This window comes from Acidobacteriota bacterium (assembly GCA_016715115.1).
GTDB lineage: Bacteria > Acidobacteriota > Blastocatellia > Pyrinomonadales > Pyrinomonadaceae > JAFDVJ01.
In genome coordinates this window covers 133,367-145,897 of sequence record JADKBM010000013.1, presented here as the reverse complement: position 1 = coordinate 145,897, position 12,531 = coordinate 133,367, and the positions used below count along the sequence as shown (strand labels likewise).

12 protein-coding genes are annotated in these 12,531 nt (G+C 55.8%); 7 read left to right on the top strand and 5 right to left on the bottom strand.

Annotation, left to right across the window (positions count from 1 at the left end):
* Positions 1–2 precede the first annotated feature (2 nt).
* Together IPN69_15385 and IPN69_15380 are read left to right on the top strand one after the other, a co-directional pair.
* Positions 3–1,277 (top strand): hypothetical protein, encoded by a 1,275-nt coding sequence (locus IPN69_15385; GenBank protein ID MBK8812095.1) that lies wholly within the window; start codon positions 3–5, stop codon positions 1,275–1,277.
* Positions 1,274–2,680, top strand: coding sequence for an O-antigen ligase family protein (locus tag IPN69_15380; protein MBK8812094.1), 1,407 nt, complete (start codon positions 1,274–1,276; stop codon positions 2,678–2,680). Before IPN69_15385 ends, IPN69_15380 begins: the two co-directional genes overlap by 4 nt.
* 2 nt (positions 2,681–2,682) lie before the next feature.
* Here IPN69_15380 and IPN69_15375 read toward each other — a convergent pair whose 3' ends face one another.
* From IPN69_15375 to IPN69_15360, 4 genes are all read right to left on the bottom strand, one after another.
* Complete coding sequence (locus IPN69_15375; protein MBK8812093.1) at positions 2,683–3,360, bottom strand: hypothetical protein; 678 nt, start codon at positions 3,358–3,360, stop codon at positions 2,683–2,685.
* Positions 3,360–5,168: a hypothetical protein gene (locus tag IPN69_15370; GenBank protein MBK8812092.1), complete on the bottom strand. Its 1,809-nt coding sequence runs from the start codon at positions 5,166–5,168 to the stop codon at positions 3,360–3,362. Before IPN69_15370 ends, IPN69_15375 begins: the two co-directional genes overlap by 1 nt.
* Before the next feature lie 206 nt (positions 5,169–5,374).
* Positions 5,375–5,722, bottom strand: coding sequence for an STAS domain-containing protein (locus IPN69_15365; GenBank protein MBK8812091.1), 348 nt, complete (start codon positions 5,720–5,722; stop codon positions 5,375–5,377).
* A gap of 81 nt (positions 5,723–5,803) precedes the next feature.
* Positions 5,804–6,220 (bottom strand): ATP-binding protein, encoded by a 417-nt coding sequence (locus tag IPN69_15360; GenBank protein ID MBK8812090.1) that lies wholly within the window; start codon positions 6,218–6,220, stop codon positions 5,804–5,806.
* A 163-nt stretch (positions 6,221–6,383) separates the two neighbouring features.
* Between IPN69_15360 and IPN69_15355 the strand changes: the two genes are divergently transcribed.
* Entirely contained in the window at positions 6,384–6,926 is a 543-nt protein-coding gene (locus IPN69_15355; GenBank protein MBK8812089.1) for a DUF1003 domain-containing protein, read from the top strand.
* 46 nt (positions 6,927–6,972) lie between these two features.
* On the opposite strand, the gene IPN69_15350 is transcribed toward IPN69_15355, so the two are convergent.
* Entirely contained in the window at positions 6,973–8,082 is a 1,110-nt protein-coding gene (locus IPN69_15350) for a hypothetical protein (GenBank protein ID MBK8812088.1), read from the bottom strand.
* Positions 8,083–8,147: 65 nt separating this feature from the next.
* On the opposite strand from IPN69_15350, the gene aroA reads away from it, so the two are divergent.
* From aroA to IPN69_15330, 4 genes are all read left to right on the top strand, one after another.
* A complete protein-coding gene (gene aroA, locus IPN69_15345; GenBank protein MBK8812087.1) occupies positions 8,148–9,509 on the top strand; it encodes a 3-phosphoshikimate 1-carboxyvinyltransferase in 1,362 nt (453 codons plus the stop codon).
* A 29-nt stretch (positions 9,510–9,538) separates the two neighbouring features.
* Complete coding sequence (locus IPN69_15340; protein MBK8812086.1) at positions 9,539–10,063, top strand: shikimate kinase; 525 nt, start codon at positions 9,539–9,541, stop codon at positions 10,061–10,063.
* A 169-nt stretch (positions 10,064–10,232) separates the two neighbouring features.
* On the top strand, positions 10,233–10,565 hold the full coding sequence (locus IPN69_15335) for a hypothetical protein (GenBank protein ID MBK8812085.1): 333 nt from the start codon (positions 10,233–10,235) through the stop codon (positions 10,563–10,565).
* A 20-nt stretch (positions 10,566–10,585) separates the two neighbouring features.
* Positions 10,586–10,954, top strand: coding sequence for a LysM peptidoglycan-binding domain-containing protein (locus IPN69_15330; protein MBK8812084.1), 369 nt, complete (start codon positions 10,586–10,588; stop codon positions 10,952–10,954).
* Positions 10,955–12,531: the final 1,577 nt, after the last annotated feature.

Here is a 12,531-nt window from a genome sequence, read left to right as displayed (position 1 = left end):
AAATGGCCGCAAAAACATTCCAGCTCAAGAACCCGGCCGCGCGCAGCGCTCTGATCGCCGCGGCCGTCGTGACGGTCATCGCCGTCTTTTTTTGCGCCCGTTGGTTCTTCGCCAACACGATCGCGACCCGCTCGGTCTACAAAGAGATCGCCGAGATTTCGGTCCTGCTGGGACCTTCCGATCCTCAAACGCATTTCGCGCACGCCGTGTTGCTCGAAAAAACCTTCTTTCCCGAAGATCTGCCGCGTTCGTTGAGCGAGTTTGAACGCGCCGTCGCACTTTCGCCGGCGGACTTCAATCTCTGGCTCGAACTCGGCCGGGCGCGGGCGCGGTCGGGCGACGATGCCGGCGCCGAGACCGCGCTCCGACGGGCGCAGGAACTGGCGCCGAATTACGCCCGTGTCGCCTGGGCGCTCGGCAACTTTCTGTTGCGGCAGGAAAAGAACTCAGAGGCCTTCGGGTTGATCCGTCGAGCGTCCGACGCGGACCCGCAATACTCGAATCCGGCGATCACGAACGCGTGGCAGGTTTTCGATGGCGATTACGCGAGGATCCGTGAACTTGCCGGTGAATCGCGCAATTTGCGAGCGTCGCTGGCGGCGTATCTGGCGCGCCAGAAGAGATTCGAAGAAGCAGTCGAGGTGTGGAACTCATTGCCCGAAAGCGACCGCCAGAATGATCTGAAGGCCAACGGCGACGAGATCTATCGTGAGATGCTCGCCGCAAAGCGTTTTCGCGATGCGGTTGGAATGAGCAACCGGCGCTTCACGACGGGCACGCTTTTCAACGGAGATTTCGAGATCCCGTTCACGCTTCAGTCTCCAACGGTTTTCGAATGGCAGATCGCCGACGGCGCCGAACCGCAGATCGCGGTCGATTCCTCGCAAAAACACGATGGAAACCTAAGTCTTATTCTCGTTTTCAACAGCTCGGACGGCACCGGCTTTCGCGGCGTTACCCAGACGGTGGCGACCGAACCCGGGCGCGGCTACGTCCTTCGCGGTTTCTACCGCTCGGACGCAAAGGCGGCCACGACCCTCAAATGGACCGTTTCAAACGCCGCTAACGGGGCGCCGATTGCGGAAACTGCCCAGATCGACGCACGCGCGGAATGGAAGGAGTTCTCGGTGGCTTTCAAGGCTCCGGCGGATACCGACGCCGTCGTCATAAGCCTGAAACGCGGAAACTGCGCTTCGTCAATATGCCCGATTACCGGCAAGATCTGGTTCGACGGACTTCAGGTAGCCGAAGCTTCAAAACGGAACGACTCAAAATGACCAACGAAAGTCGCGAAATCGAAACTCCGGGCGACGCGCCGGCCGAACCGCTGAATGAACATCAAGAATCATCGCGGCTCAGGAGCGCGGCCATTTTCCTTCTTTATTTGATCCCGATCTCTGCGACGCTCGCCTACGGCGCGGTCGAAACCTGGGCGTTCGGCTTCATTTCCCTTCTGACCGGGTTGTTGGTGTTGTTCTGGATCGCCGACAGCCTGTTCAAACGCGAGTTTCGGATCGACACGAACCTGCTGCAGGTCCCGTTTGCCGCGCTCGTCGCCGTCGGGCTGATCCAGTTGCTTCCGCTCCGCGCGGCGAACGCGCCGTCGCTTTCGATCCCGGCGGTTTCGTCATTGTCGGCAAATCCGTACGCGACGCGCGTCGCCGTCATCCAACTGATCGCCCAACTCGTCTTTTTCGCGACCGCCTTTGTTTTCTTCGACAACTCGCGGCGCATCAAACGCCTTTCGATCGGGTTCGTGATCTTCGCTTCGCTGCTGGCGTTCTTTGGAATTCTCCAGTGGCTGGCCAATCCGCAAGGGATTTACGGCTGGCGACCGACGCCGCAGGCGATACCATTCGGAACGTTTGTCAATCAGCATCATTTCGCGGCGTTGATGGAGATGTCGATCGGATTGACCCTCGGACTCCTCTTCGGAGGCGCGCTCAAGAAGGACAAACGGCTTCTACTCGTCATCGGGGCGGTTCTGATGGCGAGCGCCGTCGCGCTCACGGGTTCGCGCGGCGGACTCTTGAGTATGCTCATCGTCGCGATAATCGCGGCGTTTCTCGGATACGTGCGCCGACCGGACGCCGAGGAATCAGAGGCTCCGAGTCGCATACCGCGGAAGGTCGCGCTCGTCGGCTTCGGCGTCGGATTCGCGGTCTTGCTCGTTGCAATGGTCGTCTTTCTCGGCGGCGACGCATCGCTGATGCGCGGCGTCGGAATCACGAACCAAGCGGATTTCAGCAGCGGGAGACTCCACTTCTGGTCGGTGGCGATGCAGATCTTCAAGGATCACCCGATCCTCGGCGCCGGACTCGACGGCTTTGCGACAGTGTTTCCGAACTATGACAGTTGGAACGGAACGTTCCGCGTCGAACAGGCGCACAACGACTATCTGCAGATTCTAGCCGACGCCGGAATCGCCGGTTTCGCTTGCGTCGCAACCTTTGTTTTACTTTTATTCCGAAAGAGTCTCGCGATGATCAACGGAGCCGCCGATCCGCATCGGCGGAGTATCGCCGTCGGAGCCCTGGCCGGATGCGCCGGAATGCTCGTCCATAGCTTCTTCGACTTTCCACTCAGAACGCCGGCGAATGCATACTTCTTTCTGCTCCTCGTCGTCCTTGCGACGACCGCGGTGCGATTTCCGAGGCGTCACCGCTCGCGCCACCGCTGACGTCATTTGAGTTCAAAAACGAATCCCTTCTTGAAGAACAGACGCAAAACCCAAGGCTTTGCAGGATCGTCATTGTATTCCGCTTTTTCAAGAACTCCGCCGAGGAAGATTTTCGAATTGTCAGCCTTCAGATCCTCGACCGCCATATCAAAACGGATGTAATCGAACGAATGAATGCCGTCTCCCGACTTGTTTGTCGCGGTCGTCCTGAGCGCCGTCGGAGTGTTCCTGACCCGGCAGATATAATTGAGTTTACCGGTGCAGTCCGCGGCGAATTCTCTCGGCGGCAGAACGATCTCCTTTCCGATGAACGAAGCCACGGCGCGGTCGAGTTCGAGCCAGGTCTTTTCGGCTTCCGCGGCGTTTCCCTTTTCGTTGGATTCGAGAATTACGCCGGCCAGCGCGAAGAGCCTGAGATAACGAAGCTGCGCGAGTTGTTTCTTGTCGTTTTCTGCCTTGAGAGCATTGAGATGAACGGCAGCGGTCGCGGACGCTTTTGACCAGTTCTCGGACTGCAGATCTTCGGCGAGCGCTTTCCAGCCGGCATCCGAGATTTCTGCGGCTACTGTCCGAACGGGCGCCTTTGCGACCGGCTTGACGGGCGTCTTCCGTCGTTGGGCTGCCGCCGGAACAACGGCCAAAAACGCAAACAACGCAAGAGTTATGGCCTTTCTGAACATTACTGCTGTTTCATCAGACGCGCCCGGGCCGCAACGGCTTCCTGATACGCTCCGCCCTTGACGTCACCGAGCTGGATCGCCGCCTCGTAGATCTTGACCGCGTATTCATTCTGGTCGTAATACTCGTACAATCGCGCAAGCGCCACATACGTCAGCGAGATCAGCGCCGGATCGGCCTTCTGGAGCTGGGCGGCGCGCAAGATGTTGTCAAAATAGGTCTTAGCCTCGAGAATCCGGACGTTGCGCTCCTCGATGTCCGTGATCGCCGCGGCCGAAAGGCTTTTGACGCGGCCGAGGTTATACGGAATCCGAAGGTCGTTCGGATTCGCTTCGAGGAGCTTTCTGAGTTCGGCCTCCGCTTCGCCGTACTTCTGTGCCTTGATCAGCGGTTCGATCTCCGTGAGCCGTTTGGTCAACGGATTTTCGACCAGCGTCAGCGCCGTTTTGCGTTGTTCTTCGCGGTACGCAAGCGCGCGCTTGCGGGCGTCGGCGGTATCAGCGAGACGATTCCCTTCCTTCGTCGTATCGAGGCTCAGGATCATATCCCGCAGCGAACCGGCGATATCGAACTGCGATTCCTCGAGTCCTTTGAGTTGCTGGGCAAAGTAGAACGCCAGCACGGCGCCCTTCTCATACGCCTCGGAAAGCTGGAGCGCGACCTCGTCATCGAGCCGCGGCATCTCGAATCGTCCGTCGATCAGATAAAGTTCGTCGGTCAATTGAACTACCTTGCGGCCCTTTGCGTCGGTCGTTTCGCTGACCGGCTTTTTTCCGACGTTGCGCCGCGCCTCGGCAGTTTCGGACTGAAATTTCTGATACGCGGGCTGCTTGGCATCGACCGCCGCGACGAGCGACCGTGAAACCGCAAGCACGATGTCGGGTGAAATATCAGGATTCGTCTTGCGTCGCTCGTCGAGCAACGATTTGATTCCTTCCTTGAACGTCAGTATGTCGCGCGAGTTCTTGAGAATGATCGGGTCGAGCACGAACTGCAGAAACGCGCGCCGCACCTCCGATTCGTCGAGTTCCGTTCCGGGCGGGACGATCGCGTAATAATCGTCGCCGATGTTTCGGAAGTTGATCGTCGCGTCTTGCGCGAGAATGTCCGGAACGATGAAGAATCGACGCTCCCGCTCTCGGATCTCGGTCTTCTGAAGCTTGGCGGTCTTGCTCTTTCCCTTCTGGATCTCGGTCTTGATCTGTTCCGTGTAAACGAGCTCGGGGCGAGTGTGCAGATAATCGAGCAGTCCGCGGACCATTTCGATCGTTGACGAACGCATCGCGTCTCCGGTCGCCTGATATTCCTTGTAATATTCTTCGACCTTCTGCGAAACCGTGTAACTCTGATCCCCGCGGCGAATCACGCTGCGGTAGAATTGGCGCACGAGAGGCGAAAAGTCGAGCACCTCAAGCAGATCGCCGGGCAGATCGGTGGCACGAGTCGGTTCCGCAAGATCCGGAACGGGTCCGAGCGTGTAGGACATCGAAATGAACGGCGCCATCAGTTCCGATGACGACGCTTTCGGATGCCTCTTCCTGTACTGATCGACGAAGAACTTCATCCGTTGGACGAGTTCCGGATTGAGTCCCTCGATATCCGCACGCATTTTCTGCCGAAACTCCGAACCCTTTTCGGTCAGTGGCGACTCGAGCCCCGATGCCTCGAGCGCAAGCGAGACCACGATCAAACGCCGGTCAGGCTCGATCTTCACGCCGTATTGCGATAGATCGAACAATTGCGGATTGCCTTGCGCGAAGACCGGCAGCGAAAGCGCCAGCAACAGAAATACAAAAACGACTCTTTTCATTTGCTCAAAAAAACTTCGAGCAAAGGGCACGAAAAACGACGGAGGATTCGGGGGAATCGGTTACGGTTTCTCCGCTATTCGTCGCGCCTTTGCTGCTTCTAAAAGATGCCTCGGGTTGGCCTTTGGATGTCTCTCAAAAAAAGGGATAAAGGAAAACACGCCGGAGCGTAGTCCTTCATCCCTTCGGAAATCCTTTTCGAACCGATCTAGTTATAACTCGCAAGCGCTTCGCCTTCGTTTTCGAATACATCGAAAACCGTCAGAAGCTTGGTGATCGCCAAAAGATCTTGAATCTTCTGTGTCAGGTTCAGGAGTTTCAGGCTTCCGCCTTCTTTGTTGACCGCCGTGAAGCTCGAAACCAATTCGCCGATGCCGCTCGAATCGACATAGCCGACGCTGCCGAGATTCAAAAGAATCTTCTTTTTGCCCTCGCCCAGCAAACGACGGATCGTGGTCCGAAGCGCCACGCTGCCTTCGCCGATGGTTACTTTGCCATCCATATCAAGAATCGTGATGTCACCCGCTTGACGCTCAGAAATGTTAAGTTCAGCCATTTTTATCTCCTGTTCGAATTAATAGACGTTTGATTGCAATTTGTCTTTGAAATTTACCAAAAATTCCGGATTAAAACAAAACTATGCCCGTTTTTTTATCATCCGGACGGTCGTTCCGCCCGCGTCGTGACACTCCCAATCGACCTGATCGACAAAATTATGCATAAAAAGAATCCCGCGGCCCGTCGCCTTGAGCAGATTTTCGGGATTCGTCGGATCCGGAACTTTTCCGACGTCAAAACCGTCGCCAAAGTCGCGGATAAGAATTTCAATTCCGTCGGACATCCTGTTTAACGTAATTTCGACGGATTTCGTGTCATCCAGCTTGTTGCCGTGCTTGACGGCGTTGGCGACAGCCTCGCGAACGGCCATATCGATACCGAACAACGCGTCGTCCGGAAATCCTGCGTCGGTGGCGAACGCGACCGCTTCGACGACGGCGTCGTCGATCGCTTCGATAGTGCTGACAATTGAGAACTTCGTTTGCTTTTCGTTCACTAAGTGCCGGTAATTGCTCGTGGATTCTTACAAAACTGTATGCTAAGTTTCCTTTTTCCGCCGGCATCTGTCAAGACTCGTTTTCCGCGTCGTCGACTTGGACTATGATTTGAAAAGATGGCGCTTTGAAGGCGATAAGCAAAACTGAGGGAGGAGACCCGAAATGACTGAAAGAGCTGAACAACTGGCACGACAATTGATGCGGCGGGAATGGCAGAAACTGACAGAGCGCGAGCGACACGTGATCGAATCGATAGTCGCGAAAAAACACGTCAGTCGCAACATTTCAAAGGCATTTGAAGACGAACGGACCTTTGGCGAACGCATTGCCGACCGCGTCGCCGCATTCGGCGGATCCTGGACATTCATCGTTATCTTCGGCGGCTCGATCGTCTTATGGGTCCTTGTAAATTCGATCCTTCTTCTGAACCGCGGCTTCGATCCGTACCCTTATATCCTGCTCAATCTCTTTCTGTCGATGATCGCAGCGGTCCAGGCGCCGATCATTATGATGTCGCAAAACCGCCAGGCGGCGCGCGACCGGCTCGATGCCTCGCACGATTATGAAGTGAACCTCAAGGCCGAACTCGAGATCCGCGATCTTCACGAAAAGCTCGACGATATCCGCGAAGCGAAATGGATGGATCTGGTCGAGATGCAGCAGGAACAGATAAAACTGCTTCAGCGGTTGATAGAAAAGAAGTAGTGCCCCGCGGGAACACGCGATCGGGCCGAGCTTGCGAAGATGCGGCTCAGAGGATTGAATTGAAAAACGAGATCACCCGTCGATTGTAATCGCTGAAAAACTGATGTTCGGTGAAACAGACCTTGAGTTGATCCAGGATATCCGGCAGATTTCCGTTGTACTGCGCCGGAACAACCGCTTGCCAGCCGGACGAAATCGGATTTTGCCGCAACAAATCGCGTGAATCGAGAAAACCGTTGTTTTTCAAAGCGTTGTAGATATTGATCGAATCAGCCGTGTTGAGGCCGGGAATTCTTCGAAAACGCTCGGGGAAAACCGGCGACGGCCGCAGGACGTTATATTCTGCGCGAATTCCGCGGCCGCGGAGCACGTTGTAGTTATTCAGCGCTTCCTGAACGCTTCCGGGCGCGAGCGTCGAGTCGTTTTGCATAATGCACCAGATGGTTGCGGCGGTTGTGTTCTGCATTATCGTCGCGTTCGACGTCGCGATGTAAACCGCGGTTCCCCGGAAGCCGAGAAAAAGCGAAACCCTTGGGGCGAACGCGCCGCCGTTCGAAATACCGCTCGCGAAGACCGGCGTTTGATTCGTGATCAAGCCGCGCGAAATGAAGCTGGCGATCGCGGCCTCGACATTGATGACGTCGGGATTGTTCGGCGGCAGTGACGTGTTCCATTGAGCGTTGACACGGTCGCTGCTGTTCATCGATACGACCGCGTAGCCTTCGGCAACCAGTTCGCGTGCGAAGATCGTTTGCTCGCTTGAACTGAAAAGGCCGTTCATACTCCCGCCCGAGCCGTGAAAGTGAAAGACGATGCCGACCGGGTTCGCCGGAAAAAAATAACGCATCTGCGTCGAGCCGATGTTTTCCGGACCGACCGGCAGCCACGCCGGAACCGTTCTGTAAGTCGCATTGAGATTGATATTTTTCGTACCGGTTCGGACCTTCGCGTGCCATTCGTCGGGTCTCGCGAGAAGGTGCGTGTCGCCGACCCAGCGGTCGAAGATCTGACCGGCCGGATACGGATCCGCCCATACGTCAACGATCTGCTGTCCGCGAAATCGTCCGTCGCCGCTGCCCGACCCGACCGTCAGGCTTGTCTGTCCGAACGCACCGACAGCGAGAGCAAGAACAATCACGATCAACTTAATATTCATTGGCTAGATTTACCCCTTGAACGCTATTTGCTAAGTTAGACGTTCGAAAGTTCGAATTGGACGATATGAAGGTCTCTTCGGCAAATTCTATCATCGGCGCGATCTCGCTTCCCGGCGACAAGTCGATCTCGCACCGCGCGGCGATGTTCGCGTCGATCGCGGAGGGCGAAACGACGATCACGAATTTCGGGTCGAGCGTCGATTGCGCCTCGACGCTCGCCTGTTTCGAACAGTTGGGCGTCGGCATCGAACGCGCCGGCTCGACCGTGCGCGTCAAAGGTGTCGGGAAATACGGGCTGAAGCGGTCGGCCGAACCGCTCGACTGCGGCAACTCCGGAACGACTGTCCGCCTGATCTCCGGAATCCTTGCCGGCCAGGACTTTGAAACGACGCTGACCGGCGACGCGAGTCTTTCAAAACGCCCGATGAAACGTGTCATCGAACCCCTTACGCAAATGGGCGCTTCGTTCGATTCGGCCGACAATCGTCTGCCGCTGACGATTCGCGGAAAACGACCGCTCAAGGCGATAGACTACAAAATGCCCGTCGCCAGCGCACAGGTAAAATCCTGTGTCCTCCTCGCTGGGCTATACGCCGCCGGCACGACGTCGGTTGCGGAGCGGGATTTCATCGATTCCGCGAATTGTGTCGATTCCGGCATCAAATCCGAGATCCCAAATCGAAAATCCCAAATCGCGCTGACTCGCGATCACACCGAACGAATGCTCCGCTGGTTCGGCGCCGATGTCGTTTGCGGTCCGGACGGCCGTGTATCGATTTCCGGCGATGCGAAACTGTCGGCGCGCGATTTTCGGGTGCCGTCGGACGTGTCGTCAGCGGCTTTCTTCCTAGTCGCAGCGAGTTGTCTTCCCGGGTCCGGGCTTCTGATCGAAAATGTCGGTCTGAATCCGACGCGAACGGCCGTGATCGATGTCCTGCAGCGCTTTGGCGCGAACATCGAGCGGTTCGGCGAATCGGAGCTTTCAGGAGAACCCGTCGGAAATCTCCGGGTTTGCGGCGCGAATCATTTGAAGGGCGACACGCGCTCGAACCTGATCGACGGGGACATCATCGCCAACATCATTGATGAGATCCCGATTCTCGCGGTGTTCGGAACGCAGGTAGAAAGCGGGATCGAGATTCGCGGCGCGCGCGAGCTTCGCGTCAAGGAATCGGACCGCATTGCCTCGGTCGTCGAGAACCTCCGTCGGATGAACGCGAACGTCGAGGAATTCGAAGACGGGTTCCGGATCGCGAAGTCGAAGCTGAGAGGCGCGCGAATCGACAGTTTCGACGATCACCGGATCGCGATGGCCTTTGCCGTCGCCGGACTTTTCGCCGACGGAGAGACCGAGATCGACGGCGCGGATTGCGCGGCGGTCTCGTTTCCGGAATTCTTTGAGACGCTTCGAAGCGTTTGCGGATGATTCGATGTGCGGGACGCGGAGAGTCAAAAATGGCTGAAGAAATTCGCATCGTGCTGACCGGTTTTATGGGTGTCGGCAAATCTACCGTCGCCAGACATTTGGCGTCGATGCTCGGGTGCGACAAGACCGACCTCGACGCGGCGATCGCTGATCGCGAAAGAAAGTCGATCGCGAACATCATCGACGAGCACGGCATCGACGAATTTCGGCGCATCGAATCTGAAGTTCTCGGTGCCATCCTAGAATCCGGCGCGCGGATCGTTGCGCTTGGCGGCGGCGCCTGGACCGTTCCGGCGAACCGCCGGTTGATCAAAGACCGGAAGTTTACATCGATTTGGCTCGAGACCAGTTTCGATCATTGCTGGCTCAACATCGTCAACTCAAAACGCGTCCGGCCGCTCGCGCGGAACAAGGCTGAAACGTTCCGGCTGTTCGAAGAAAGACAGAAACTCTACTGCCTCGCCGATTGGCATTTTGTCGTGAGATCGGGACTAAACTCATTCGAAGTCGCGCGTCAAATCGCGGAGGAAGTGTTTTCGCTGGAATTTGACTAGAATTTTTTTGAAAATAGTATAAACTGGTTTTCACTAGCCCCAAGTACGATAGTAGGATCCCGAAAATCGGTTTGATTTCAGGGAAACAGATTTGCCGCCGCGCGCGATGCGCTTCGGCGAAATGATTGAAAACAAAGATAAAAGGAAAGTTTTTGGAGGAATAAAGAAAATGAAATTCTTAGTTGTTCTCAGCTTGTTTGCTTCGATGCTTCTCGCCGGTTGCGGCGGCGGCGCGGCCAACAACGCCAATGCCAATGCCAATGCCAACAAGGGCACACCGACGCCGGTTGCCAATATGTCCAGCGGAACGGATACGGCCGTGAAGACGAAGATCGAAGACGCTTGGAAAGCCAAAGGCTGCACCGGTGCAACGGTTGAAATGAAGGACGGGAAAGCGACTCTCCGGGGAACGGTCTCCGATGCGAAGTTCGGCGAGTGCGTCCAGGCGGCCAACGAGGCGGCACCCGGCAAGATCGACAACCAGCTTGCGAAAGGCAAATAGTTTTAGGGAGGCAATTTAATATGTCATTAGCTGAAAAGTATCAATCACTTATCGACTTGGCGGGCAGCCTGAGCGTTGCTGATATGGTCATCAACGAAGGCGACGGCGTCCTTCACATCGAGGGCGCGGCACCGACGGCGGAAGCCAAACAGGCTCTGTGGGATGAATACGGACGAATCGATCCCGACTATCGCGCCGGAGACCTCGTCCTCAACGTCTCGGCACCGGAAGCCGCAGTCAACACCTACACGGTCCAATCGGGCGACAACCTGAGCAAGATCGGCGGAAAATACGGCGTCACGTGGCAGGCGATCTTCGAAGCCAACCGCGACAAACTCAACGATCCCGACAAGATCTTTCCGGGACAAGAACTGGTTATCCCGCAATAGTTTAGCCGTTTTGTTCGATAAATAGACCGCGATGCCGGAAGGTGTTGCGGTCCTTTCCTTTTCGGCGCCCTGAGATTTGCGATTTTCAATTTGAGATTTGCGATTTGGGAGCTTTGAAAAACCTGGTCAACGGCGATCCGGGCGCCGTTTCTGACAGAACACGGATAGATCGAATGAATGCCTCGAACTGAGCGTTGCTTGAAATCCTCTTCTGTCTCCATTGGATGAAACAAATCCGCCCCATCCCGCCAATCTGTGTTCTGTACGAAAAGCGATTTGTTTCTTATATGCTACAGGCCGTTCTTGACACAGATGAACACGGATGGGTCGGGATGAAAACGATAATTTGAGCCCAATTCGGCGCCTATCCCGCCGATCCGTGTTCATCTGTGGTTAAACTGCCGCCGATTTCCTTCAAGCCGGAATTTCAAAGCTCCCAATTTGCGATTTGCGATCGCAATGTATTGCGCTGTTCACACACTGCGGATCGAAACTTCCCCGGTCACTTCCCGATTTCCCTTTAATCACGAAGCCCAATGCAAATTCAAAATAGAATTGAGAATCGCAAATCTTCCTTCCTGCCGATTGCGAGAACAAAAAACTGGTGACAAACAATGTTGATGAATGTTATTCTCTTTGTGGCGAATTTTGCCATCCTAACTAGACTCAGTCGCCCCACGCTTCTATCAAAACGTCTCCGCAAATTCTATGGAAAAGTTGCACGAGTATCTTCAAAGCCTGCTTTCGACCTGCAGCTACGAGCTGAAACTTGAACCGAACCGAAATCCGTATCTCGTTTCGGTCAATGGCGATTCCGATGTCGGCAACGCGCCGCTTCTCGGCACGCAGATCAGTATGATGGTCTTTCCGCTGATCCCGACCGAAGTCAAGATGCAGTTGCCGAACCAGAACGAGATCGAGTTCGTTCACCCGCACAACCTCGGCCGCTTCAACTTTAACGTGAAAAAGTCGCCCGCCGGATTTATCGTCACGGTTCGCCCGTTGATCAATGAACCGCTCGAAAAACAGGCCCTCGAAGGCATCCTCGAAACGCCGTCCGCACTGCCGTCGACGCCCGAAATCCAGGTAACCTATTCGACGCCGACCCAGCCGCCCGCGTACGAATTCGAGAGTGCGGCGGCCGCATACGAGGCGAACTCTGAATTCACCGCCTCCGAGTTCTCGCCCGAGATAATTCCCGATGCGCAGCCATTTGAAACGTCATCCTACGGCGAATCCTATGGCAACGGACAGCCCGAAATAGAAGTTGTCCCGGTCAACGATCCGGAGTTTCAAACGACGTTCTCGAGCAGTTCGACTTACGAACCGCCCGCGAAACGCCAGGAGTTTGAATCGAACGAATACGTCGCGCCGGCATTTCAAACATTCAATCAATCGCAGCCGACTTCGCCAAGTCAGTTCGAGGAAATCCAAATGCCCCAGGAATTTTCGCCGACGTTCACGCCGTCTGCGCCCCAGCAGTTCGCTTCGCCGCCCGAGCAATTTATTCCGCAACAACAGTTTGCGCCGCCGCAACAGTTCGTACCGCAACAACATTTCGTCCCGGCCCCTTCGTT

Coding starts and splice junctions, on each gene's coding strand:
- IPN69_15385 (MBK8812095.1), top strand. CDS start 3: ATGGCCGCAAAAACATTCCAGCTCAAGAACCCGGCCGCGCGCAGCGCT.
- IPN69_15380 (MBK8812094.1), top strand. CDS start 1,274: ATGACCAACGAAAGTCGCGAAATCGAAACTCCGGGCGACGCGCCGGCC.
- IPN69_15375 (MBK8812093.1), bottom strand. CDS start 3,360: ATGTTCAGAAAGGCCATAACTCTTGCGTTGTTTGCGTTTTTGGCCGTT.
- IPN69_15370 (MBK8812092.1), bottom strand. CDS start 5,168: ATGAAAAGAGTCGTTTTTGTATTTCTGTTGCTGGCGCTTTCGCTGCCG.
- IPN69_15365 (MBK8812091.1), bottom strand. CDS start 5,722: ATGGCTGAACTTAACATTTCTGAGCGTCAAGCGGGTGACATCACGATT.
- IPN69_15355 (MBK8812089.1), top strand. CDS start 6,384: ATGACTGAAAGAGCTGAACAACTGGCACGACAATTGATGCGGCGGGAA.
- IPN69_15350 (MBK8812088.1), bottom strand. CDS start 8,082: ATGAATATTAAGTTGATCGTGATTGTTCTTGCTCTCGCTGTCGGTGCG.
- aroA (MBK8812087.1), top strand. CDS start 8,148: ATGAAGGTCTCTTCGGCAAATTCTATCATCGGCGCGATCTCGCTTCCC.
- IPN69_15340 (MBK8812086.1), top strand. CDS start 9,539: ATGGCTGAAGAAATTCGCATCGTGCTGACCGGTTTTATGGGTGTCGGC.
- IPN69_15335 (MBK8812085.1), top strand. CDS start 10,233: ATGAAATTCTTAGTTGTTCTCAGCTTGTTTGCTTCGATGCTTCTCGCC.
- IPN69_15330 (MBK8812084.1), top strand. CDS start 10,586: ATGTCATTAGCTGAAAAGTATCAATCACTTATCGACTTGGCGGGCAGC.